This window comes from Streptomyces sp. NPDC012769 (assembly GCF_042901205.1).
Classification (GTDB): Bacteria; Actinomycetota; Actinomycetes; order Streptomycetales; family Streptomycetaceae; genus Streptomyces.
The window spans coordinates 109,374-132,073 of the sequence record NZ_JBIBCP010000008.1; the positions used below are offsets into that span (position 1 = coordinate 109,374).

Annotated in this window: 17 protein-coding genes and 1 tRNA gene; 7 read left to right on the top strand and 11 right to left on the bottom strand. The window is 71.6% G+C overall.

Annotated features, from left to right (window positions below):
• The first annotated feature begins 87 nt into the window (after positions 1–87).
• Entirely contained in the window at positions 88–2,817 is a 2,730-nt protein-coding gene (gene ppc / locus ACFY7C_RS33880; RefSeq protein WP_389658444.1) for a phosphoenolpyruvate carboxylase, read from the top strand.
• Between the two features lie 66 nt (positions 2,818–2,883).
• Here the strand turns inward: ppc and ACFY7C_RS33885 are convergent, their stop codons facing one another.
• From ACFY7C_RS33885 to ACFY7C_RS33920, 8 genes are all read right to left on the bottom strand, one after another.
• Positions 2,884–3,609 (bottom strand): PT domain-containing protein, encoded by a 726-nt coding sequence (locus ACFY7C_RS33885; RefSeq protein ID WP_389658447.1) that lies wholly within the window; start codon positions 3,607–3,609, stop codon positions 2,884–2,886.
• Between the two features lie 136 nt (positions 3,610–3,745).
• Positions 3,746–4,189: a hypothetical protein gene (locus ACFY7C_RS33890; protein ID WP_389658450.1), complete on the bottom strand. Its 444-nt coding sequence runs from the start codon at positions 4,187–4,189 to the stop codon at positions 3,746–3,748.
• 52 nt (positions 4,190–4,241) lie between these two features.
• The gene (gene pth, locus ACFY7C_RS33895; RefSeq protein ID WP_389658453.1) at positions 4,242–4,838 is read right to left on the bottom strand and encodes an aminoacyl-tRNA hydrolase; all 597 of its coding nucleotides are present in this window, start codon (positions 4,836–4,838) and stop codon (positions 4,242–4,244) included.
• 92 nt (positions 4,839–4,930) lie between these two features.
• Positions 4,931–5,527, bottom strand: coding sequence for a 50S ribosomal protein L25/general stress protein Ctc (locus ACFY7C_RS33900; RefSeq protein WP_389658456.1), 597 nt, complete (start codon positions 5,525–5,527; stop codon positions 4,931–4,933).
• Positions 5,528–5,796: 269 nt separating this feature from the next.
• Positions 5,797–6,771, bottom strand: a complete 975-nt coding sequence (locus ACFY7C_RS33905) for a ribose-phosphate diphosphokinase (RefSeq protein ID WP_389658459.1) — start codon at positions 6,769–6,771, stop codon at positions 5,797–5,799.
• Between the two features lie 120 nt (positions 6,772–6,891).
• Entirely contained in the window at positions 6,892–8,340 is a 1,449-nt protein-coding gene (glmU, locus tag ACFY7C_RS33910; protein WP_389658462.1) for a bifunctional UDP-N-acetylglucosamine diphosphorylase/glucosamine-1-phosphate N-acetyltransferase GlmU, read from the bottom strand.
• 109 nt (positions 8,341–8,449) lie between these two features.
• A tRNA-Gln gene (locus ACFY7C_RS33915) sits at positions 8,450–8,520 on the bottom strand.
• Between the two features lie 11 nt (positions 8,521–8,531).
• Entirely contained in the window at positions 8,532–9,404 is an 873-nt protein-coding gene (locus ACFY7C_RS33920) for a hypothetical protein (RefSeq protein ID WP_389658465.1), read from the bottom strand.
• Between the two features lie 130 nt (positions 9,405–9,534).
• Between ACFY7C_RS33920 and ACFY7C_RS33925 the strand changes: the two genes are divergently transcribed.
• Positions 9,535–10,893 (top strand): sensor histidine kinase, encoded by a 1,359-nt coding sequence (locus ACFY7C_RS33925; RefSeq protein WP_389658468.1) that lies wholly within the window; start codon positions 9,535–9,537, stop codon positions 10,891–10,893.
• A gap of 4 nt (positions 10,894–10,897) precedes the next feature.
• Here the strand turns inward: ACFY7C_RS33925 and ACFY7C_RS33930 are convergent, their stop codons facing one another.
• Positions 10,898–11,413 (bottom strand): SUKH-3 domain-containing protein, encoded by a 516-nt coding sequence (locus tag ACFY7C_RS33930; protein ID WP_389658471.1) that lies wholly within the window; start codon positions 11,411–11,413, stop codon positions 10,898–10,900.
• 11 nt (positions 11,414–11,424) lie between these two features.
• On the bottom strand, positions 11,425–11,946 hold the full coding sequence (locus ACFY7C_RS33935; RefSeq protein ID WP_389658474.1) for a YwqJ-related putative deaminase: 522 nt from the start codon (positions 11,944–11,946) through the stop codon (positions 11,425–11,427).
• Between the two features lie 246 nt (positions 11,947–12,192).
• On the opposite strand from ACFY7C_RS33935, the gene ACFY7C_RS33940 reads away from it, so the two are divergent.
• From ACFY7C_RS33940 to ACFY7C_RS33950, 3 genes are all read left to right on the top strand, one after another.
• On the top strand, positions 12,193–13,194 hold the full coding sequence (locus tag ACFY7C_RS33940; RefSeq protein WP_389658477.1) for an SMI1/KNR4 family protein: 1,002 nt from the start codon (positions 12,193–12,195) through the stop codon (positions 13,192–13,194).
• 7 nt (positions 13,195–13,201) lie between these two features.
• Complete coding sequence (locus ACFY7C_RS33945; RefSeq protein WP_389658480.1) at positions 13,202–16,126, top strand: SUKH-4 family immunity protein; 2,925 nt, start codon at positions 13,202–13,204, stop codon at positions 16,124–16,126.
• A gap of 125 nt (positions 16,127–16,251) precedes the next feature.
• Positions 16,252–17,223 (top strand): cellulose-binding protein, encoded by a 972-nt coding sequence (locus ACFY7C_RS33950; RefSeq protein ID WP_389658483.1) that lies wholly within the window; start codon positions 16,252–16,254, stop codon positions 17,221–17,223.
• On the opposite strand, the gene ACFY7C_RS33955 is transcribed toward ACFY7C_RS33950, so the two are convergent.
• The gene (locus ACFY7C_RS33955; RefSeq protein ID WP_389658485.1) at positions 17,220–18,911 is read right to left on the bottom strand and encodes an MFS transporter; all 1,692 of its coding nucleotides are present in this window, start codon (positions 18,909–18,911) and stop codon (positions 17,220–17,222) included. The genes ACFY7C_RS33950 and ACFY7C_RS33955 overlap by 4 nt on opposite strands.
• Before the next feature lie 300 nt (positions 18,912–19,211).
• Here ACFY7C_RS33955 and ACFY7C_RS33960 point away from each other — a divergent pair, with 300 nt between their 5' ends.
• A complete protein-coding gene (locus tag ACFY7C_RS33960) occupies positions 19,212–20,000 on the top strand; it encodes an ABC transporter ATP-binding protein (RefSeq protein ID WP_389658488.1) in 789 nt (262 codons plus the stop codon).
• Entirely contained in the window at positions 19,997–22,570 is a 2,574-nt protein-coding gene (locus ACFY7C_RS33965; protein ID WP_389658491.1) for an ABC transporter permease, read from the top strand. Before ACFY7C_RS33960 ends, ACFY7C_RS33965 begins: the two co-directional genes overlap by 4 nt.
• Positions 22,571–22,700: the final 130 nt, after the last annotated feature.

Sequence of the window (22,700 nt, forward strand, 5' to 3'; positions counted from 1 at the left end):
CACCTATCCTGGGTGCGTCGGACAGCGCGGTCCGCAAGCCTCCAGTACCCCTCCAGACGTGCTCAAACACTGCAAGGAGCCGCACCTGTGAGCAGTGCCGACCAGACCTCCACCGCCAGCGCCGAGCTGCGCTCCGACATCCGCCGACTGGGCGATCTCCTCGGCGAGACGCTCGTCCGCCAGGAGGGCCACGAGCTCCTGGAACTCGTCGAGAAGGTCCGCCGCCTCACCCGCGAGGACGGCGACGCCGCCGCCGAACTGCTCCGCGGCGTCGAGCTGGAGACCGCCGCCAAGCTCGTCCGGGCGTTCTCCACCTACTTCCACCTCGCCAACGTCACCGAGCAGGTCCACCGCGGCCGCGAGATGCGCGAGAAGCGCGCCGCCGAGGGCGGCCTGCTCGCCCGTACGGCCGACATGCTCAAGGACGGCGACCCCGCCCACGTACGCGCGACGATCAAGAACCTCAACGTCCGCCCGGTCTTCACCGCCCACCCGACCGAGGCCGCCCGGCGTTCCGTCCTCAACAAGCTGCGCCGGATCGCCGCCCTCCTCGAAACCCCCGTCAGCGTGGCCGACCGGCGCCGCACCGACCTGCGGCTCGCCGAGAACATCGACCTCATCTGGCAGACCGACGAACTGCGCGTCGTCCGGCCCGAACCCGCCGACGAGGCCCGCAACGCCATCTACTACCTCGACGAGCTGCACGCGAACGCCGTCGGCGACGTCCTCGAGGACCTCGCCGCCGAACTGGAGCGCGTCGGCTTCGAGCTGCCCGCCGGCACCCGCCCGCTCACCTTCGGCACCTGGATCGGCGGCGACCGCGACGGCAACCCCAACGTCACCCCGCAGGTCACCTGGGACGTGCTGATCCTCCAGCACGAGCACGGCATCACCGACGCCCTCGAACTCGTCGACTTCCTGCGCGGACTGCTGTCCAACTCCATCCGCTACGCCGGCGCCACACAGGAGCTCCTGGACTCCCTCCAGACCGACCTGGAGCGCCTGCCCGAGATCAGCCCCCGCTACAAGCGCCTCAACGCCGAGGAGCCCTACCGGCTCAAGGTCACCTGCGTCCGCCAGAAGCTGCTCAACACCCGCGAGCGGCTCGCCAAGGGCACCCCCCACCAGGAAGGCCGCGACTACCTCGGCACCGCCGAGCTGCTGCGCGACCTCACCCTCATCCAGACCTCGCTGCGCGAACACCGCGGCGGCCTGTTCGCCGACGGCCGGATGGACCGCACCATCCGCACCCTGTCCGCGTTCGGCCTCCAGCTCGCCACCATGGACGTCCGCGAACACGCCGACGCCCACCACCACGCCCTCGGCCAGCTCTTCGACCGGCTCGGCGAGGAGTCCTGGCGCTACGCCGACATGCCGCGCGACTACCGGCAGAAGCTGCTCGCCAAGGAACTCCGCTCCCGGCGCCCGCTGGCCCCCACCCCCGCCCCCCTGGACGCGGCCGGGCAGAAGACCCTCGGCGTCTTCGGCACCGTCAAGGAGGCCTTCGAGCGCTTCGGACCCGAGGTCATCGAGTCGTACATCATCTCGATGTGCCAGGGCGCCGACGACGTCTTCGCCGCCACCGTCCTCGCCCGCGAGGCCGGCCTCATCGACCTCCACGCCGGCTGGGCCAAGATCGGCATCGTCCCGCTCCTGGAGACCACCGACGAGCTCCGCGCCGCCGACGTCATCCTCAACGACATGCTCGCCGACCCCTCCTACCGGCGCCTGGTCTCCCTGCGCGGCGACGTCCAGGAGGTCATGCTCGGCTACTCCGACTCCTCGAAGTTCGGCGGCATCACCACCAGCCAGTGGGAGATCCACCGCGCCCAGCGGCGCCTGCGCGACGTCGCCCACCGCTACGGCGTCCGCCTCCGCCTCTTCCACGGCCGCGGCGGCACCGTCGGCCGCGGCGGCGGCCCCTCGCACGACGCCATCCTCGCCCAGCCCTGGGGAACCCTGGAGGGCGAGATCAAGGTGACCGAACAGGGCGAGGTCATCTCCGACAAGTACCTGATCCCCTCCCTCGCCCGGGAGAACCTCGAACTGACCGTCGCCGCCACCCTGCAGGCCTCCGCCCTGCACACCGCGCCGCGCCAGTCCGACGAGGCCCTGGCCCGCTGGGACGCGGCCATGGACACCGTCTCCGAAGCCGCCCACTCCGCGTACCGCAGGCTCGTCGAGGACCCCGACCTGCCCGCGTACTTCTTCGCCGCCACCCCCGTCGACCAGCTCGCCGACCTCCACCTCGGCTCCCGCCCGTCCAGGCGGCCCGACTCCGGCGCCGGCCTCGACGGACTGCGGGCCATCCCCTGGGTGTTCGGCTGGACCCAGTCCCGGCAGATCGTCCCCGGCTGGTACGGCGTCGGCTCCGGCCTCAAGGCCCTGCGCGAGGCCGGCCTCGACGCCGTCCTCGGCGAGATGTACGAGAAGTGGCACTTCTTCCGCAACTTCCTCTCCAACGTCGAGATGACGCTCGCCAAGACGGACCTGCGGATCGCCCGCCACTACGTCGACACCCTCGTCCCCGACGAGCTCAAGCACGTCTTCGCCACCATCGAGGCCGAGCACGCGCTCACCGTGGCCGAGGTCCTGAAGGTCACCGGCGGCGAGAAGCTGCTCGACTCCAACCCGGTGCTCCAGCAGACCTTCTCCATCCGCGACGCCTACCTGGACCCCATCTCCTACCTCCAGGTCGCCCTGCTCGCCCGCCAGCGCTCCGCCGCCGAACGCGGCGAGGACCCCGACCCGCTGCTCGCCCGCGCCCTGCTGCTCACGGTGAACGGCGTGGCGGCCGGCCTGCGCAACACCGGCTGACGGTCTCCTGAAACGAGCGGTGCCCCCGCGGGATCTCCCGCGGGGGCACCGTCATGACGGGGTACGTCAGTGCTGCTGCGCCTTGCGACGGCGGCTCACCAGGAACGCACCGGCACCCGCGAGGGCGACGGCCACGGCGGCGAGGATGCCGACGGGGGCGCTGGAGCCGGTCTCGGCGAGGTTGCCGTCCGAGTCACCGCCGTTGCCGCCGTTGCTGCCGGGGGCGTTGGTGGCACCGGGCGTGGACGGGGAGGCGGACGGCGACTCGGAGGTGCCGGGCGTCTCGGTGCCGGGCTTGTCCGACGGCTTGTCGGACGGCTTGTCGCTCGGCTTGTCCGACGGCTTGTCGGACGGCTTGTCCGTCGGCTTGTCCGTCGGGCAGTCGGTCTTGAAGACCTTGTGCTTCGCGCGGCCGTTCTCGCCCTCGAAGTTCCAGAACAGCTTGTACTGGCCGTTCGGGAGCGTCATGTCCTCGGTGCGCTCGTGGCCGTCACCGTCGAGGACGATGGTGCCCTCCTTGACCGTGGTGCCCTTCTCCTGCTCGTTGTTGGCCCAGGCCTCGATGTGCCACTGGACCTTCTGCTCGGCGTCGAAGCCGAAAGCGTCGAGGTAGAAGGAGCAGACCTTGGGCTCGTTCTTCTTGAGCTCTTCGCCGGTCTTGGAGTCGTGGATCTTCACGGTGCCGTTGTCGCCCTTGGGCTTTCCGGTGGCGGAGGCGACCGGGGCGAGCAGCAGGGAAGCCGCGGTGACGGTGCTGACCACCGTGGCGGCGGAAATGAGGGTACGTCGCATAGGGCTGCTGTCCATCTGAGAGATGAGAGGGATGCCGTGGGAGGTGGCGGGGGCAGCCTATCCGTCGCTTTAAGTCACCCTTAACCCAAGAGACGATAACGATTCTCTGGGATCGCGCCACCGTGTCCGAAAAGCGTCACAGCGCGAAGAACGCCCCCAGCAGCACCGCCGCCCCCACCCCCGCCACCGACCACGCCGTCCGCACCATCCGCATCCCGCCACCGATCAGCGGCGCCGCCAACAGCAACGCCCCGCCCAGCGGAAGCCACGCGTGCAACCCGCCGCCCCAGCCCGTACGGACCGCCTCGTCCGTGCCCGGCTTCACCACCACCGGCAGCGTCTCGCCCTTCTGCGCCGCCACCGAATGCGCGATCCGCAGCGTGTGGTGCGGCGAGGCCGGATCCTCCGAGGTGTAACGGCCGCTGCACGTCTCCTCGTTGCAGCCGGTCACCGTCAACGTGCCGTGCTCGCGCCCCTTGGACAGCAGCACATGCTGGGCCGTGTTCCAGGACGACCAGGCGCCCGCGACCACGAGAAGCAGGACGACGAGGGCCATGGCGGCGTTACGGGCATGCGTCATGACCCGCGATCGTACAGTCGTACCCGCGATCCCATCCGAACGGAGGAGCCCCCTACGAGTTGTACGCCGACTGCGCCCGCTCCAGACCCTCCGCCACCAGGCACTCCACCGCGTCCGCCGCCCGGTCCACGAAGTAGTCGAGCTCCTTGCGCTCGGCCGACGAGAAGTCCTTCAGGACGAAGTCCGCGACCTGCATCCGGCCCGGCGGCCGACCGATGCCGAACCGCAGCCGGTGATACTCCGCACCCATCGCCTTCGTCATCGACTTCAGACCGTTGTGACCGTTGTCGCCACCACCGATCTTCAGCCGCAGCACCCCGTAGTCGATGTCCAGCTCGTCATGGATCGCCACGACATGCGCCGTCGGCACCTTGTAGAAGTCACGCAGCGCCGTCACCGGACCGCCCGACAGATTCATGTACGACATCGGCTTCGCGAGCACCACGCGCCGGTTCGCCGGCCCCGGCGGACCCATCCGCCCCTCGACCACCTGCGCCTGCGCCTTCTGCGCCCGCTTGAACTTCCCACCGATCCGCTCGGCCAGCAGATCCACCACCATGAAGCCCACGTTGTGCCGGTTGCCCGCGTAGTCCGGGCCCGGGTTGCCGAGGCCGACGATCAGCCAGGGGGCGTTCGCGTCGTCCGTCATCTGCGTCTCGTCTCCTCGTCCTCAGTACAGAAGAACGGGGTGGCGGGCCGTTCCCGGCCCGTCACCCCGTCACGTCAGGCAGAGCCTACGGCTCAGGCCTCGGCGCCCTCGGCGGCCTCGCCCTCGGCCTCGGCGGCCGGCTCCTCGGCCTGCGCGGCCAGGATCTGGATCACGACGGCCTCGGGGTCCGTCACCAGGGTGGCGCCCTTCGGCAGCGCGACGTCCTTGGCGAGGATCGAGTCACCGGCCTGCAGGCCCGCGATCGAGACCGTGACGGACTCGGGCAGGTGGGTGGCCTCGGCCTCGACCGAGAGCGTGTTCAGCACGTTCTCGACCAGGAAGGCGCCCGGGGCCAGGTCACCCTCGGTCTCGACGACGATCTCGACGGTGACCTTCTCGCCACGCTTCACCAGGAGCAGGTCGACGTGCTCCAGGAAGCCCTTCAGCGGGTCACGCTGCGCGGCCTTCGGGATGGCCAGCTCGGTGCCACGGCCCTCGATGTCCAGCGACAGCAGGACGTTCGGCGTACGCAGCGCCAGCGTCAGCTCGTGGCCCGGGAGGGTCAGGTGGATCGGGTCCGAACCGTGACCGTAAAGGACACCGGGAACCTGGGCGGAACGGCGGATCTTGCGGGCGGCGCCCTTGCCGAACTCCGTGCGGACGGAAGCGGCGAGCTTGACCTCGGACATGTGCACTCCTCGTATGGGTGGTGACGGATGCGACTGTCACCCGGCCACGACTGGCGATGGCCTGCTACGAAGAGCGCGTCGATAACGGACCGCCGGACCCATCACGGGCCGGCCTCCCTCGCCGAGCAACCACGACAGTCTAGCCGCCACACCCGAACCGCCCAAATGGATCACCCCGCAAGCGACCACACCCACAAACGCGTAAGGCCCGGGAACACGTAAGGACCGCCCCCCAGAAGGAGCGGCCCTTACCGTCAGCTCAGCGAAGCTCAGTGCTCCTCGAACAGGCTCGTCACCGAACCGTCCTCGAACACCTCACGCACCGCACGCGCGATCGTCGGCGCGATCGACAGCACCTTGATCTTGTCCAGCTCCAGCGCGCTCGGATCCGGCAGCGTGTCCGTGAACACGAACTCGCTCACCTTCGAGTTCTTCAGACGATCAGCCGCCGGACCCGACAGGATGCCGTGCGTCGCCGTCACGATGACGTCCTCCGCACCATGCGCGAACAGAGCGTCCGCCGCCGCGCAGATCGTGCCCGCCGTGTCGACCATGTCGTCCACCAGGACACACACACGGCCCTTCACGTCACCGACGACCTCGTGCACCGTCACCTGATTGGCGACGTCCTTGTCACGACGCTTGTGCACGATCGCCAGCGGCGCGTCCAGACGGTCACACCACCGGTCCGCCACCCGCACACGACCCGCGTCCGGAGACACGATCGTCAGCTTCGTCCGGTCCACCTTCGCACCCACGTAATCCGCGAGCACCGGCAGCGCCGACAGATGGTCCACCGGACCGTCGAAGAAGCCCTGGATCTGGTCCGTGTGCAGGTCCACGGTCAGAATCCGGTCCGCACCCGCCGTCTTCAGCAGATCCGCCACCAGACGCGCCGAGATCGGCTCACGGCCACGGTGCTTCTTGTCCTGACGGGCATAGCCGTACGACGGAATGATCACCGTGATGCTCCGGGCCGAAGCCCGCTTCAGAGCATCCAGCATGATCAACTGCTCCATGATCCACTTATTGATCGGAGCCGTGTGGCTCTGGATCAAGAAGCAGTCCGCACCACGAGCGGACTCCTGGAAGCGGACATAGATCTCACCGTTGGCGAAGTCGAAAGCCTTGGTCGGCACGATGCCGACACCCAGCTGGTGTGCGACCTCCTCGGCCAGCTCGGGGTGGGCGCGGCCGGAGAAGAGCATCAGCTTCTTCTCGCCGGTCGTCTTGATCCCGGTCACAGCACTGTCTCCTCGACGGGTTCTCTGGCCGCGAATCCCGCGCTCCCGTGCGCGCGTGCGAGCCAGCCGAATTTGTGTGCACGTATCACGGTACGCCGAGTTCGGCGCACTCGTTTCCGGTCAGCTTTCGCCGGCGGACTTCTCACTGGCAGCCTGAGCGGCCTGCGCCGCAGCGCTCCCCGGCCTCTTCCGAGCCACCCAACCCTCGATATTCCGCTGCTGGCCACGGGCGACAGCCAGCGAACCCGGAGGCACATCCTTCGTGATGACGGACCCGGCAGCGGTGTAAGCGCCGTCCCCGATCGTGATGGGTGCCACAAACATGTTGTCCGAACCGGTACGACAGTGCGAACCGATCGTCGTGTGATGCTTCGCCTCACCGTCGTAGTTCACGAAGACACTCGCCGCACCGATGTTCGTGAACTCGCCGATCGTCGCATCACCGACATACGACAGATGAGGGACCTTCGTCCCCTCACCGATCACGGCGTTCTTCATCTCCACGTACGTACCCGCCTTGGACCGCGCGCCCAGATCCGTCCCCGGACGCAGATACGCAAACGGCCCCACCGAAGCGCCCTCGCCCACCACGGCCCCGTCCGCCACCGTGTTGTCCACCCGCGCACCCCGGCCGACCCGCGTGTCCTTCAGACGCGAATTCGGACCCACCACGGCATCCTCCGCGACATGCGTCGAACCCAGCAGCAGCGTGTTCGGCAACACCGTCGCATCCGGCTCGAACGTCACCGACACATCCACGAACGTCGACGCCGGATCCACCACCGTCACACCCGCCAGCATCGCCCGCTCCAGCAACCGCGCGTTCAGCAACGCACGAGCCTCCGCCAGCTGCACCCGGTTGTTGATCCCCAGGATCTCCCGGTGATCCACCGCCACCGACGCACCCACCCGATGGCCGGCCTCCCGCAGGATCGACAGCACATCCGTCAGGTACTCCTCACCCTGACTGTTGTCCGTCCGCACCTTCCCCAGCGCATCCGCCAGCAGCACACCGTCGAACGCGAACACCCCGGAGTTGATCTCCTTGATCGCCCGCTGCTCGTCCGTGGCGTCCTTGTGCTCCACGATCTCCGTCACCGCACCGCTCACGGCATCCCGCACGATCCGCCCGTAACCGGTCGAATCCGGCACCTCGGCCGTCAACACGGTCACCGCGTTCCCATCGGCGGCATGCGTCGCCGCCAGCGCCCGCAGCGTCTCACCCGACAGCAGCGGCGTGTCCCCGCACACCACCACGACGGTCCCCTCGGGAACCCGCCCCAGCTCACCCAGCGCCGTCCGCACCGCGTGCCCGGTCCCGTTCTGCTGCTCCTGCACGGCCGTCCGGGTCCCCGCGTAGAACGCGTCGAGATGCCCCTTCACCTGCTCCCGCGCGTGCCCCACGACCACGACCAGGTCCTCGGGCTCCAGCTCCCGAGCGGCGGACACGACATGCCCGACGAGCGACCGCCCGGCGATCTCGTGCAGAACCTTGGGAGTCTTCGACTTCATGCGGGTGCCCTCACCCGCTGCGAGGACGACGACGGCGGCCGGGCGGTTGGCGCTCACGGGAATGCCCTTCGGCTTTCGGGTGGTGGACTTCCGAAGGATACCGGGGGGTACCGGGCGGGGAACGAGTAAGGGTCCCGACCTGGGAGGTCGGGACCCGAACCTAGGGCTCCCGGAGAAGGACTCGAACCCTCATTCAACGGACCAAAACCGTTTGTCCTACCTTTAGACGATCCGGGATAATGTGCCCGCTATGTCCGATTTTGCTGGACCCTCGCGGAGGCAGCCCCTACTATGCCGCACCAGGCGCCCTCGATGCGACGGTAGAGGTCGGCGCTTCTGCGAATGCGGACGGCGAGGCAGCCCTGGTAGTCATCGCCGACGTTCTTGCGCACGGTCTTGGGGTTGTGGCGTTTGATGACTGGCTTGCCGAGCTGCTCGGGTGCGGCACCCGTGACGTCCGCCCAGTACCGCTCGGCAGCGGAAGCGTCGGCAGTTTCGTGGATCATGACGTGGTAGGCGTACTGATCCCGCTCCACGCCCAGCAGGTCGAGCCAGGCGATGAAGGTCCGGATCATGCCGGGGTCGCTGTTGACGAACGTGACGCGTTCCCGGCGGGCGTACGACTTGTCCTTGGTGCCCTCCGCCCAATAGAGGGCCACCCCTACGAGGAAGAGCTCGCGCTCGGAGAGCGCCCCCACCTCCTGCGCGGCTGCGGCCTTGGCGCGGCGCCGTTCCTCGTCCCGGATTCGGAGCGTCGCCTCCCAGCCCTTGCGGGCGATCGCCGACGCCTCCTCGCGGGTGCGCTTGCGCTCCGGCTTCGGCAGGTCTCTCACCCACAGCGAGATCGAGCTCTTCGAGCAGCCGAGCTCGAGCTGGATCTGGTCGTAGGTCATGCCCTGGAGGCGCAGCTCGCGCGCCCGCGCGCGGAGGTCGTCCTTGGCGTTGGGGCGGCGGGTCCAGTCTGGTGGGGGTTCGCCTTTGACCAGGCGGTTGAGGAGGTCGTTGTTGTAGATCTGCAGGCGGTCGCGGATCTGGCGGAGGCTGAGGCCTTCGCGGCGTAAGGCGATGGCTTGTTCGCGCAGGGTTTCGAAGTCCGCGTAGCGGTTCGTTTCGGGTGTCATGGGGCGAGGTTCGTCCGGAATGCGGACGTCCGGGCCGAATGTGCGGTCGATTCACCAGTTCGAGGGACTGGTGTGTGGATGCGTTGACGTGCCGGGAAAATCGGTGGCCCTCGCCCGTAGGGTGGAAGGCATGACCGCAACGGGGGCAGACCAGGACGCGGCGGGCACGCAGGGGGCCCGTCAGAGCTGGTGGTGGTGGGAGAGACGGCGCAGTGTGGTGCTGGACGGGGCGCTGGGCGTCGTGTCCGCGCTGGAGTGTGGGCTTGAGGGGGTCGGGTTCGCGCAGCGGGCGTCGTTGCCGGTGCCGGTGGGGGTGCTGTTCGGGCTTGTGGTCGGGGCGGTGCTGCTGGTGCGGCGGCGGTGGCCGATCACGGTGGTGCTCGTCTCGATCGCGGTGACGCCGGCCGAGATGGGCTATCTGATGGGGATCGTCGGTCTCTATTCGCTGGCGGCGTCGGAGGTTCCCCGGCGTTATACGGCGGCGTTGGCGGGGATGTCGACGGTCGCCGTGTACGTCGTGACGGTGGTGCGGTTGCGGCAGGACGTGGCGCAGGCGGACGCGGGGCAGCCGGATTTCGATCCGAGTGGCTGGTACGTGCCGGTGGTGTCGATCTTCATGACGTTGGGGCTGAATGCTCCGCCGGTGTTGTTCGGTCTGTACATAGGTGCGCGGCGTCGGCTGATGGAGTCGTTGCGGGAGCGCGCGGACAGTCTGGAGCTGGAGTTGTCGCTGCTGGCGGACCGGGCGGAGGAGCGGGCGCAGTGGGCGCGTCAGGAGGAGCGGACGCGGATCGCGCGGGAGATGCATGACGTGGTGGCGCACCGGGTGTCGTTGATGGTGGTGCATGCGGCGGCGTTGCAGGCGGTGGCGTTGAAGGATCCGCAGAAGGCGGTGCGGAACGCGGCGCTGGTGGGGGATATGGGTCGGCAGGCGTTGACGGAGTTGCGGGAGATGTTGGGGGTGCTGCGGGAGGGGGCTCCGGTGGCGTCGGCCGGGTCGGAGTCCTTGCCGCTGGCGGCGGTGGGCCGGGCGGCGGCCGCGGCGGCGGAGGCGGCCGCGGAGGACGGCGGTCCGTGTCTGGATTCGCTGGAGGCGCTGGTGGAGCAGTCGCGGCAGGCGGGTGTGGTGGTGGAGCTGGTGGTGATGGGGGAGCGCCGGCGGTATGGGGCAGAGGTGGAGCAGACGGCGTACCGGGTGGTGCAGGAGGCGTTGACGAACGTCCACAAGCATGCGGCGGGTGCGGAGGTCGTGGTGCGGCTGGCGCATCGGGAGGCGGAGGTCGCGATGCAGGTGGAGAACGGTCCGTCGGCGGCGGGGGCGGCCGGTGCGGATCTGCCGAGTGGGGGGAATGGTCTGGTGGGGATGCGGGAGCGGGTGTCCCGGCTGGGGGGTGTGTTCGTGTCGGGGCCGACGGATGCGGGTGGTTTCCGGGTGAGCGCGGTGCTGCCGGTGGCTGCGGGGGATACGGCGGTGGCGGCGGGGGCCTGACGCCTCAGGTGTGAGGCCCCTGGGGGGCCTGGATGAGGCGGGTGGGCTGGGTGCCGGTGATCAGGGTGGACAGGGCCGTGTCGATGTCGCGGCCGAGGTACCAGTCGCCGGTGTGGTCGACGCTGTAGACGCGTCCTTCCATGTCCATGGCGAGGACGGCTCGCTGTTCGTCGTCGTCGGTCTCCTCGCCGAGGGGGGCGAGCTCGGTGTCGAGGGCGCGGCCGAGGTCGCCGAGGGTGCGGGCGAGGTGGAGTCCGGCGAGGGGGTCGAAGCGTACGGTCGCGGGGGCGATCTGCCGGCCGTGGCCGGGGGCGGTGACGCGCAGGCCGCCGAATTCGGCCCAGGCCTCGACGACGGCGGGGAAGACGGTGTGGCGGTGTCCGGCGGGGGTGACGTGGCCGCGGAGGGTGTCGGCCCATTGTTCGGCGAGCTTGATGTCCCATCGGCCGGGTTGCCAGCCGGCCTCGCGGAGGGCGGCGTCGACGTTGACGGGGAAGCGGGTGCTGTTCAGGTCGGGCATGGGCGTGGGGTTCAGCCGTTCTGGGCGGTGGTCGGGTCGACGGTGCGGACTCCGAAGTGCGCGAGCATCGCCGTACAGGAGCGGCAGGGTGCGGCGTAGCTGCCGTGCAGCGGGTCGCCGTCCTCGCGGATGCGGCGGGCGGTGAGTTTGGCGTGCTTGAGGGAGCGGCGGGCCTCGCTGTGGGTGAGTGGTTTGCGCTGGGCCCGCCTGGAGCGCGCGTTCTCGGCGGCGGTGAGGTGCCGGGAGAGCAGGATCGCTTCGGGACATCGTCCGGTGAAGCGTTCGCGCTGGCCGCTCGTGAGGGTGTCGAGGAAGTCCTGGACGAGCGGGTGAAGGGCGGGCGGCAGGTCGCCGCGGGCGGCGGTGCAGGTGAGCGTCTCGCCGCGGACGGAGAGGGCCGCGCCGACGGTGGGAAGGATTCCGTCCCGGCGGTGTCGCAGTAAGGGGGCGCGGTGGGTGTCGGTGTCGCTGCCCCAGCTGAGGCGTGGGTCACCCTGTGTGGGTGGTGGTGCCGGTGTCGTGCTTGCGTGCATGGTGCTTGTCTTCCCCTCCTGCAATCCCCCGAGTTGCGTGAACAGCCTGCCAAACGCGGTGCCGGATGGGGAAGCTGGGGCGCGTAATCGTGCGTTCGGTGTGTCGGAACCATGGCGGTGCTGTCATGCCGTCGTGACACTTGGTCACCGTGGGCGGGATGCGTGCATCGTGCAGGGTCGGGGCCTTGTGGCACCGCTTAGGCTGTGCGGACCAGCCAGTAGAAAGCCACTCAGGGGGCAACCGCCATGACGACAGGTCGGCTCGGCCAGGACACCGTGCCGCCGAACGCGGCGTACGCCGGGCAGGTCGTGCACTTCCCGGATCCGGTCCGGGCCTCCCGTCATCCCCGAGGGGTGCGGGTGGACGAGCGCGGCTATCCGGATTTCTCTCCGTACGCGCGGGCGGCGGCGGAGATCGCCGATCCTCCGGAGGGTTTCGGGGTCGACGAACTGCGCCTGACGGATTACGTGTCGGCGAATGCGGCGCTGGCCGCGACGGGTCATGAGCTGTGGGACACGATTCCGGCGGTGGCGACGCCGCACGGCTGGACGTGGCACCACGTGGCGCATTCGCGGCGTCTGGAGCTGGTCCCGGTCGAGGTGAAGGCGTTGTTGCGGCATCACGGCGGGGTGGCGACGGCGACGTCGGTGGACCAGTCGAAGCGGGGTACGCGGCCGCTGCAGGAGACCCGGCCGGTGCATTTCGGGCTGCCGAAGCGCGGGGCTTCGGTGTCGGAGCAGCAGGTGCAGGGTGTGGAGGAGGACCTGGGTTACCGGCTGCCGGGTGCGTACCGGTCGTTTCTGAAGGCGGCGGGCGGTTGTGCGCCGGTGGGTACGGCGCTGGACGCGGAGCTGGGTCTTCTGGTGGACCAGCCGTTCTTCACGGTGCGGGAGGAGGCGGGGGTCAATGACCTGGTCTATGTCAACAAGTGCCTTCGTGACCATCTGACGAAGGATTTCCTGGGTGTGGCCTTCGTGCAGGGCGGTCTGCTCGCGGTGAAGGTGAAGGGCGAGGCGGTCGGTTCGGTGTGGTTCTGCGCGTACGACGACGCGCGGGACGGCGGCGAGGCGGCGGCCGGCTGGTCGGTGAACGAACGGGTGGAGCGGCTGCTGCTGCCCTGTGGTGTGGATTTCGACGCGTTCTTGCAGCGGTTGGCGGGCAGTCCGCCGGAGCTGGAGACGGTGGCGAATCTGATGGTGGACGGTGGCTTCGCGCGTGCCGTGCCCGTGGTCCCGGTGGGGGAGTGAGCTGGCTGTGGTGACGTTCGCGCAGGCGCAGGAGCGTGCCGAGGAGTGGATCAACGGCGATGTGCCGGCGTATCTGCAGCGTGAGGTGCGGGTGCGGGAGTTCGCTCTCGGTTTCGTGGTGTGGGCGGAGGACCGTGAGGAGGCGCCGACGCCGGACGGTGGCCGGCAGCGTCTGGTCATCGCGCGGGACAGTGGTGAGGCGACGCTGTGGCCGGGGCTGCCGGTGGGTGAGGTGATCCGCCGGTACGAGGAGGAGTACGGCGCGGCGGCCGCGGAGGCGGCGGCGCCGGTTCCGGCGCAGGCGGCACGGGTGGATCTGAACCAGACGTCGTTCCTGTTGAGCCCTCCGGAGTGGCTCCAGGAGGCGGCGGACAAGATCGGCCTTCCGCCGGTCGCCTCGAACGCGTCCCAGGCGGCCGCGGACGCGTCGCCGGAGTCGGCGTCGCACACGCCGCCGCTGCCGATGCCGGGCGGGGGCGGTGAGGGTGCGGCTCCCGCGGGTGCGCTGCCGGGGGCTGTGCCGTCGGAGGCTGAGTCGTCGGCGCCGTCGCAGGCGGGGGCGCCCGGTGCCGGGGCGGTGGCTGCGGACCTTGCTTCCGGCGCGCCGTCGCTTGGCGGCCCGTCCGCCGGGAACGCGTCTTCGGACGGGTCGTCGGCCGCCGCCGGGTCGTCCGCCGGCACGGGTTCCGCCGGTACCGCCGGGGACTCCGTGTCCGAGGTGTCGGCCGCGCCGTGGGAGGCCGCTTCGGGCGGTGGTTCGTCCGTGGACGGTTCCGCCGGGGCCGGGGCCGGGGCCGGGGCCGGTGCCTCCGCCGACGCGCCGGCGCCGGTCGCCGAGGCGGAGGACGCTTCCGGCGCGTCCGTCGGTGGTGCGGTGTCTTCGGGGGCGGCCCCCGTGGGAGACGGTGCCGCCGAGGCCGCGCCGGAGGTGTCGGCTGCGCCTTGGGCGGCGGCCGGTGTCGCCGAGGGCGGTCATGAGCCGACCGCTTCGGACGGTGTGCCCGCGCGGAGCCCCTGGGCGGACGCGAACGCCAGCGCGGGCGGGGCCGATGGGGCCGTGCCGTTGCCGGCGACGGTGTTCGCGCCGCCGCTGTCGGGGGCGGACGACGAGGACACTCCGCCGCCGGCGGTGGGTCCGGACGCGCCCACGGCGCTGATGAAGGGCGGCAGCGCGCTGCCGCCGACCGCGATCGCGCCCCGGCTGAACACGGACGGCACGTTCGGGCAGGGCGGCCCGCAGGTTCCGCCCGCGCCGCCGTCCGCTCCCGCCGCTCCCATGACCCCTCCGCCGGCCGCTCCGGCGACCCCGCCCGCGCCTCCCACGCCGCCTGCTCCTTCCGTGCCGTCCGCATCCGGGGCGGCCGACATCGCCGACGCGGCGACCAGCAAGGCGCAGACGCCGCCGCCCGGCGGCTATGTGCGGACGCAGCTGGTGTCGCAGCTCGGGCCCGACGGCCCGCAGCCTCCCGGCCCGCCGGCGCCGCCGGCCCCTCCCGGCGCGACGCCGCCGCCCGCCGTGCACCAGGCCGCGACGATGCTGGCGCACCCGAGCCAGGCCGGCCAGCCCGGTATGCCCGGTCTGCCGGGTCAGAGCGGTCCGGGGGCTCCGCCGCCTCCGCCTCCGCCGCCGGGTGTGCCGGGTGCCGGTGCGGGTACGCCGCCGGGCGGTGTGGCGCACGCGGCGACGATGCTGGCCCACCCGGGCCAGGCCGGTCTGCCGGGTCAGAGCGGTCCGGGGGCTCCGCCGCCTCCGCCTCCGCCTCCGGGTGTGCCGGGTGCCGGTGCGGGTACGCCGCCGGGCGGTGTGGCGCACGCGGCGACGATGCTGGCCCACCCGGGCCCGGGCGGTCCCCCCGGGCCGCCCCCGCCGCCGGGACCCGCGCCCGCGCCCGTGTCCGCGCCGGCCCCCGCGCCCGGCCCCGGGCCCGCGTACGGGTATCCGCAGCCGCAGCCGACCGGGATGCCGACGGTGGGCCCGGGCTACCAGGCCGTGCTGCGCTACCGCGCGCCCGACGGTTCGGAGCAGCAGATCATCCGCCGCTCCGCGCCGGGCACGCCGCACCCCGAGTGGCAGATCCTGCACGAGCTGCGCGCCATGAACGTGCCGCCGCAGCAGGTGCTCGAGCTGCACACGGAGCTGGAGTCCTGTGAGCTGCCGGGCGGTTACTGCGCGCGGATGATCCGGGAGACCTGGCCGCAGGCGCGGATCACCAACATCGCGCCGTACGGCCGGGATCACGCGGGCCGTCAGCAGGGCATGCGCCAACTGCTGACCCATCAGGGCGAGTTGCACCAGGTCGCGGACGGTCCGGCGCGGCCCGCGCCGGTGCGGGCGCCGCTGCCGCAGGTGCAGCCGGCGCCGCCGCTGCCGCCGGACGGGGTGGCGCAGGAGCTGGCCGGGGCGTTCGGTCCTGGCATCCTGCGCTTCGACCAGCGCGCGGTGTCCCGGCAGGGCGTGCCGGAGCTGGTGGCGGTCACGCTCGTGTGGGCGGGTCTGCCGGCCGACTTCGGGCCGTTCTTCTGGGCGCAGCCGGCGATGCCGGTGGTGCCCACGCTGGCCGAGCTGGCGGCGCAGCGCCAGGTGCAGCCGGCGCCGGACGCGGGTTCGTACCTCGTGCTCGGTTCGGACTTCGGCCGGGCGATCTGTGTCCAGTACGGGACGGCGCACATCGTCGCCGTACCGGTGGAGGCCGGTCCGGGCGGGCAGTCGGTGCCGCCGCAGTTCGTAAACACCGGGCTGCCGGAGTTCGTGCGCTGCCTGGCGCTGCTCGGCCGGATGTGGCGCCTGCGGTTCGGGCTCAACCCGGAGCAGGCGGGTCGCTGGACGGTCGACTTCCAGGCGCAGTTGGCGATGCTGGACCCGGCGGCGCTGTCGTCGCCGGAGAACTGGTGGTCGGTGCTGCTGGAGCAGATGTGGGACGGGCTGCTGTAGACCGCCCATAGACGGAATGTGACCAAAGGCGCTCGGCGTGTGCTCACGTCGGGCGTCTTTTGTCCGTTCTTATGACGCATCCTGTACAAGTCAGCGAGCGAGCTCGTAGGGAAGGGGCGTCACGGATGAGTTTCGCGGTCGGACGGGGCCGGGGGTACCGCCCGCAGCAGGTCGACACCTACCTCGCCGCGCTGTCCGAGGAGCGCGACGGAGCCCGGGAGCGGGCCGAGCTGCTCACCCTCCTCGTCGAGGAGCGGGAGGAGGAGCTGGCCCGGCTGCGCGAGGTGGTCGCGGGGCTGAAGCCGCAGCGCTACGAGTCCCTCGGCGAGGCGGCGCGGAAGATCCTGGAGCTCGCGGAGCAGGAGGACGAGCGGCTCGTACGGGACGCGGAGGCAGAGGCGCAGGCCCTGGCCGAGGCGGCCGACGCGGCCGCCCGCGAGGCCGAGGAGGCGGCCCGTGCCTATGCCGACGGGCTGCGCACGGCGGCCGAGGCGGCGGCCCGCGCGACCCTGGAGCGGGCCGAGGAGCGCGCCGGTGAACTGCGCACGGTGGCCGGCCGGGACGCGGAGGGGGCCAGGGCCGCGGCGCAGGAGTACGCGGAGGAGACCGCCCGGCGCGCCGAGGAGCTGCTCGCCGGGCAGCGCGAGGAGCAGCGCACCGTACGGGACGAGGCGGAGCGTGCGGCGGCGTCGGCCGCCGCGGAGCTGGACGCCCGGCACGCCGAACTGATCGCCGAGGCGGAGGCCCGGCTCGCGGAGGTCCGGCGCGCCCTGGCCCGGACCGAGGAGGCCGCCCGGCACGGTCAGGAGGACGCCGAGGCGAAGGCGGCCGAACTGCTCGCCGAGGCGCGTCTGAAGCGGGAGCGGATCGAGCGCGAGACCGAGCGGGTGCTGCGCGAGCACGAGGAGGCCCGCGACGAGATCCACTCCCACATGGAGCACATCCGCTCCTCCCTCGCCGCCCTGACGGGCCGCGTGGCCGGCCCCGAGCGCGAGGACCGGGAACGGAAGGACCCGGAAGGGTCGGAGCCGGAGCCGGAGCCGGAGCCGGAGCGGGAGCCGGAGCGGGAGCCGGAGTCCGGCGGGGACAACTCCTAGGGGGCGTCCGCGCCGGCGTCCGTGGCCGCGTCCTCGTCCCGGCGCTCGCCGTCCTCCAGGACCGGGAAGCGGCGCGGGGCGAGGGTGAGCAGGACGAGGACGGCGAGGGCGGCGGCGGCCGCGGCGCCCAGGTGGACGTAGTCGACGGCCGCGTCGACCGCCCGGCGCAGATGGTCGGCGGCCTCGCCGGTGAGCGCGCCGGGGGTCTCCAGGGCGCGGACCAGGCCGTCCAGGTCCGTACCACCTCCGCTTCCGCCACGTCCGTTTCCTCCGTTCCCTCCGCTTCCGTCGCCGAGCCGCGCGGCCAGGACGCCGTTGGCGACGGCGCCGAACAGCGCCGCCCCGACGCTCTGGCCGACCTGGCGGACGAAGAGGACCGAGGCGGTGGTCGTGCCCCTCTCCTCGTACGGGACGGTCGACTGGACGCCGACGATCAGCGGCAGCTGGAAGAAGCCGAGCGCCCCGCCGAGCAGCAGCATCAGCAGCGCGGGCTGCCACGGCTCGCCGGGGAAGGGCAGCAGCGGGAACGCGAGCAGGACCAGGAGCGCGAGGCCCATGCCGAGGAGGGCGGTCTGGCGGAAGCCGATGCGGGTGTAGACGCGGTTGGAGAGCGCGGCCGTGACCGGCCAGCTCAGGGTCATCGCGGAGAGCACGAACCCGGCGGCGATCGGGCCGAGGCCGAGCACGGCCTGCGCGTACGTGGGCAGGAAGACGGTCGGCGCGACCATGAGCAGGCCGAGCGCGCCCAGGGCGAGGTTGACGGCGGCGATGGTCCGGCGGCGCCAGACCCAGCCGGGGATGATCGGTTCGGCGGCCCGGCGTTCGATGAGGACGGTCAGGGCGGCGAGCGCCGCCGCCCCGCCGAACAGCCCGAGCGAGGGCGCCGACAGCCAGGGCCAGGCGACGCCGCCCTGGACGAGCGCCGTCAGCAGGAGGGTGCCGGTCGCGAAGATGGCGAGGGCCCCGGCCCAGTCGACCGAGACCCGTGGCCGCGCTCCTGCCTTGGCCCCGGCCTGCGCCTCCGCTTTGGCCCCGACCTTCGCCCCGGCCTGCGCCTCCGCCCCGGCTCCCGCCTCCTCCCCCCGGGGCCTGCCCGGTTCCACCAGGTGGCGGGCGATCAGCCAGAGCGCCGCCGCCCCGACCGGCAGGTTGACCAGGAAGATCCAGCGCCAGTCCGCGTACCCGGCGAGCAGGCCGCCCGCCGCCGGGCCCGCCACGGCGGAGGTGGCCCACACGGAGGAGAGCCGGGCCTGGATGCGGGGACGTTCCTTCAGCGGGTAGAGGTCGGCGGCGAGCGTCTGGACCGTGCCCTGGAGGGCGCCGCCGCCCAGGCCCTGGACCACCCGGAAGGCGATCAGCGAGCCCATGTTCCAGGCGGACGCGCACAGCAGCGAGCCGACGAGGAAGAGCACGATGCCCGCGATCAGGACGGGCTTGCGGCCGAAGGTGTCGCTGAGCTTCCCGTACACCGGCAGGGTCACGGTCACCGCGAGCAGATAGCCGGAGAACAGCCAGGAGAAGACCGACAGGCCGCCCAGGTCGCCGACGATCTGCGGGACGGCCGTGGCGACGATCGTGCCGTCGAGCGCGGCGAGCGCCATCCCCAGCATCAGTGCGGCGACGACCGGCCCGCGCCGCGTGGCGTCCGCCTTCGGCGCCGCCGCCCTCCTCGTGGTCGCCCCGGCCATCCGGCCCCGCCCCTCTCCCCGACCCCATCGGATGCTTCGTACATCTAAGTGCGCCCGGATCAGCCTCTCACTCGGACCGGGGGAGGAGGAACCCCTAGGGGGGCCTCCCCCATTCAGCCCAGGGGCCGTTCGTACCGGCGGAGGACGAGCCGGGGCACCCGCTGTCCTTAGCTTGTTCTTACGGATAACCCCAGGGCGAAGACTGCGCCGGGCACCAGTGCCACGGCCCCCGCCCCCCGGCCAGACTCGAACGCGCGCAACGGACATCGACCGCGCCCATCCATGCATAGGAGACATACCGTGACTTCGGCTGTGACCATCCCCCGGCACGGGGAAACGGGCGGGAGGACGGCCGTCGCCGCGCGGGCGCGGCAGGTCGTCAAGGCGTACGGCTCCGGGGAGACCCGGGTCGTCGCGCTCGACCACGTCGACGTGGACATCGCCCGCGGGCAGTTCACCGCCATCATGGGGCCCTCCGGCTCCGGCAAGTCCACGCTGATGCACTGCCTCGCCGGGCTCGACACCGTCAGCGGCGGCCAGATCTTCCTCGACGAGACCGAGATCACCGGCCTGAAGGACAAGAAGCTCACCCGGCTCCGGCGCGACCGCATCGGGTTCATCTTCCAGGCCTTCAACCTGCTGCCCACGCTCAACGCCCTGGAGAACATCACGCTGCCGATGGACATCGCCGGCCGCAAGCCCGACCAGGAATGGCTGCGCCGGGTCGTCGACACCGTCGGTCTCGGCGAGCGCCTGAAGCACCGGCCCACCCAGCTGTCCGGCGGCCAGCAGCAGCGCGTCGCCGTGGCCCGCGCGCTCGCCGCCCGCCCCGAGATCATCTTCGGCGACGAGCCGACCGGAAACCTCGACTCGCGCGCCGGCGCCGAAGTCCTCGGCTTCCTGCGGCAGTCCGTCGACGAGCTCGGCCAGACCATCGTCATGGTCACCCACGACCCCGTCGCCGCCTCCTACGCCGACCGCGTCCTCTACCTCGCCGACGGCCGCATCGTCGACGAGATGTACGCGCCGACCGCCGACCAGGTCCTCGACCGCATGAAGGACTTCGACGCCCGGGGACGTACCTCATGACCGTCCTCAAGACCTCGCTGCGCAACTTCCTCGCGCACAAGGGCCGCATGGCACTCTCCGCCGTCGCCGTCCTCCTCTCCGTCGCCTTCGTCTGCGGCACCCTGGTGTTCAGCGACACCATGAACACCACCTTCGACAAGCTCTTCGCCACCACCGCGTCGGCCGTCACCGTCAGTCCGAAGGACGCCGCCGAGAACGACGAGATACCGCAGAACGGCCGCCCCGCGGCCCTGCCCGCCTCCGTCGTCGACCAGGTCAGGGGCGTCGAGGGCGTCCGCGCCGTCCAGGGCGGCGTCGTGTCGATGTCCGTCACCGTCGTCGACTCCCGCGACGAGAACATCGGCCCGACCTCCGGTGCCCCGACCATCGCCGGGAACTGGACGCCCAACGAGCTGCGTTCGGTCGAGATCGCCTCCGGCCACGAGCCGCGCGGCCCCACCGACGTCCTCGTCGACCAGGCCACCGCCGACAAGCACCACCTGAAGATCGGCGACGAACTGCGCACCATCGCCGTCACCGGCGACTTCACCGCCCGCATCTCCGGCATCGCCGCCTTCAAGGTGACCAACCCCGGTGCCACCGTCGTCTGGTACGACACCGCCACCGCCCAGCGCGAACTGCTCGGCAAGGAGGGGCTGTTCACCCAGGTCAGCGTCGACGCGGCGCCCGGCGTCAGCGACGAGACGCTGAAGGCGGACATCGCCGCGAAGGTCGGCTCCGGCTACAAGCTGCAGACCGCCGCCGAGGCCACCGACGCCGGACGCGAGGACGTCGCCGGCTTCCTCGACGTCATGAAGTACGCCATGCTCGGCTTCGCCGGCATCGCCTTCCTCGTCGGCATCTTCCTCATCGTCAACACCTTCTCCATGCTGGTCGCCCAGCGCACCCGCGAGATCGGCCTCCTGCGGGCCATCGGATCGAGCCGCCGGCAGATCAACCGGTCCGTGCTCGTCGAGGCCCTGCTGCTCGGCGTCGTCGGCTCCCTCGCCGGCGTCGCGGCGGGCGTCGGCCTCGCCGTCGGCCTGATGGAGATCATGACGTCGATGGGCATGGAGCTGTCCACCCAGGACCTCACCGTCCGCTGGACCACCCCCGTCGTCGGCCTCGTCCTCGGTGTCGTCGTCACCGTCCTCGCCGCCTTCGTCCCCGCCCGCCGGGCCGCGAAGGTCTCCCCGATGGCCGCCCTGCGCGACGCCGGAACGCCCGCCGACGGCCGGGCCGGCACCGTGCGCGCCGTCGTCGGCCTGCTCCTCACCGCCGCCGGCGCCGCCGCGCTGTGGACCGCCACCCGGGCCGATGAGGCCGGCGCCGGCTCCCTCTGGCTCGGCCTCGGCGTCGTCCTGTCCCTCCTCGGCTTCGTCGTCGTCGGCCCGCTCCTCGCGGGCGGCGTCGTCCGCGTCCTCGGCGCCGTCGTGCTGCGGGTCTTCGGCCCCGTCGGCCGCATGGCCGAACGCAACGCGCTGCGCAACCCCCGCCGTACCGGAGCCACCGGCGCCGCCCTGATGATCGGCCTCGCGCTCGTCGCCTGCCTGTCGGTCGTCGGATCCTCCATGGTCGCCTCGGCCACCGAGGAACTCGACCGGTCCGTCGGCGCCGACTTCATCATCCAGTCCACCAACGGCCAGCCGATCGTGCCGCAGGCCCAGGCCGCCATCGAGAAGGCCCCCGGCCTGGCCCACGTCACCGAGTACAAGTGGGTCGAGGTCACCGTCACCGACCCGCGCGGCAAGGCGAAGAAGACCGGCCTGGTCGCCGCCGACCCCACCTACGCCGAGGACGTGCGCCGCGACACCACCGCGGGCAGGCTCGCGGACGCCTACGGCCCGGGCGCCATGTCCGTCGGCAGCGCCTACGCCGCCGAGCACGGCGTCAAGGTCGGCGACCGGCTCACCGTCGCCTTCCACGGCGGACAGCGGGCCGTGCTGCGGGTCGCGGCCATCACCTCCGACGACAACAACATCGACAAGGGCGTGATGTACACCGACATCACGACGGCCGCCCGCCACCTGCCGGACGACCGGATGCCCCGCAGCATGATCGTCTTCGGTACGGCGAAGGACGGCCAGGAGACGGCCGCCTACCAGGCCCTCAAGGACGCCCTGAAGCCCTACCCGCAGTACCAGGTCGCCGACCAGGCCGACTACAAGAAGACCCTGCAGGACCAGGTCGGGCAGCTGCTCAACATCGTGTACGGACTGCTCGCCCTCGCGATCGTCGTCGCCGTCCTCGGCGTCGTGAACACCCTGGCCCTGTCGGTCGTCGAGCGGACCCGCGAGATCGGCCTCATGCGCGCCATCGGCCTCTCGCGCCGCCAGCTGCGCCGCATGATCCGCCTGGAGTCCGTGGTCATCGCCCTCTTCGGCGCCCTCCTCGGCCTCGCCCTGGGCATGGGCTGGGGCACGGCCGCCCAGCGGCTCCTCGCCCTGGAGGGCCTGGGCGTCCTGGACATCCCCTGGCCGACGATCATCGGGGTCTTCGTGGGGTCGGCCTTCGTGGGCCTGTTCGCCGCCCTGATCCCGGCCTTCCGGGCGGGCCGGATGAACGTCCTGAACGCCATCGCGACGGAGTAGGGCACCGGCCGGTTGCCGACCGGGGCGCCCCGCTCGTGCGGGGCGCCCCGGTCGCGTTCGGCGGCGGGTGTCGGCGGGTCGTCGTAGGGTGGAGACCCCGGCCCGTGAGACGTGTCGGGCGGTTCGCGTT

Coding starts and splice junctions, on each gene's coding strand:
- ACFY7C_RS33930 (WP_389658471.1), bottom strand. CDS start 11,413: ATGCCCGACCTGAACAGCACCCGCTTCCCCGTCAACGTCGACGCCGCC.
- ACFY7C_RS33920 (WP_389658465.1), bottom strand. CDS start 9,404: ATGACACCCGAAACGAACCGCTACGCGGACTTCGAAACCCTGCGCGAA.
- ACFY7C_RS33900 (WP_389658456.1), bottom strand. CDS start 5,527: ATGTCCGAGGTCAAGCTCGCCGCTTCCGTCCGCACGGAGTTCGGCAAG.
- ACFY7C_RS33890 (WP_389658450.1), bottom strand. CDS start 4,189: ATGACGCATGCCCGTAACGCCGCCATGGCCCTCGTCGTCCTGCTTCTC.
- ACFY7C_RS33950 (WP_389658483.1), top strand. CDS start 16,252: ATGAGTTTCGCGGTCGGACGGGGCCGGGGGTACCGCCCGCAGCAGGTC.
- ACFY7C_RS33885 (WP_389658447.1), bottom strand. CDS start 3,609: ATGCGACGTACCCTCATTTCCGCCGCCACGGTGGTCAGCACCGTCACC.
- pth (WP_389658453.1), bottom strand. CDS start 4,838: ATGACGGACGACGCGAACGCCCCCTGGCTGATCGTCGGCCTCGGCAAC.
- ACFY7C_RS33955 (WP_389658485.1), bottom strand. CDS start 18,911: ATGGCCGGGGCGACCACGAGGAGGGCGGCGGCGCCGAAGGCGGACGCC.
- ACFY7C_RS33965 (WP_389658491.1), top strand. CDS start 19,997: ATGACCGTCCTCAAGACCTCGCTGCGCAACTTCCTCGCGCACAAGGGC.
- ACFY7C_RS33940 (WP_389658477.1), top strand. CDS start 12,193: ATGACGACAGGTCGGCTCGGCCAGGACACCGTGCCGCCGAACGCGGCG.
- ACFY7C_RS33925 (WP_389658468.1), top strand. CDS start 9,535: ATGACCGCAACGGGGGCAGACCAGGACGCGGCGGGCACGCAGGGGGCC.
- ACFY7C_RS33935 (WP_389658474.1), bottom strand. CDS start 11,946: ATGCACGCAAGCACGACACCGGCACCACCACCCACACAGGGTGACCCA.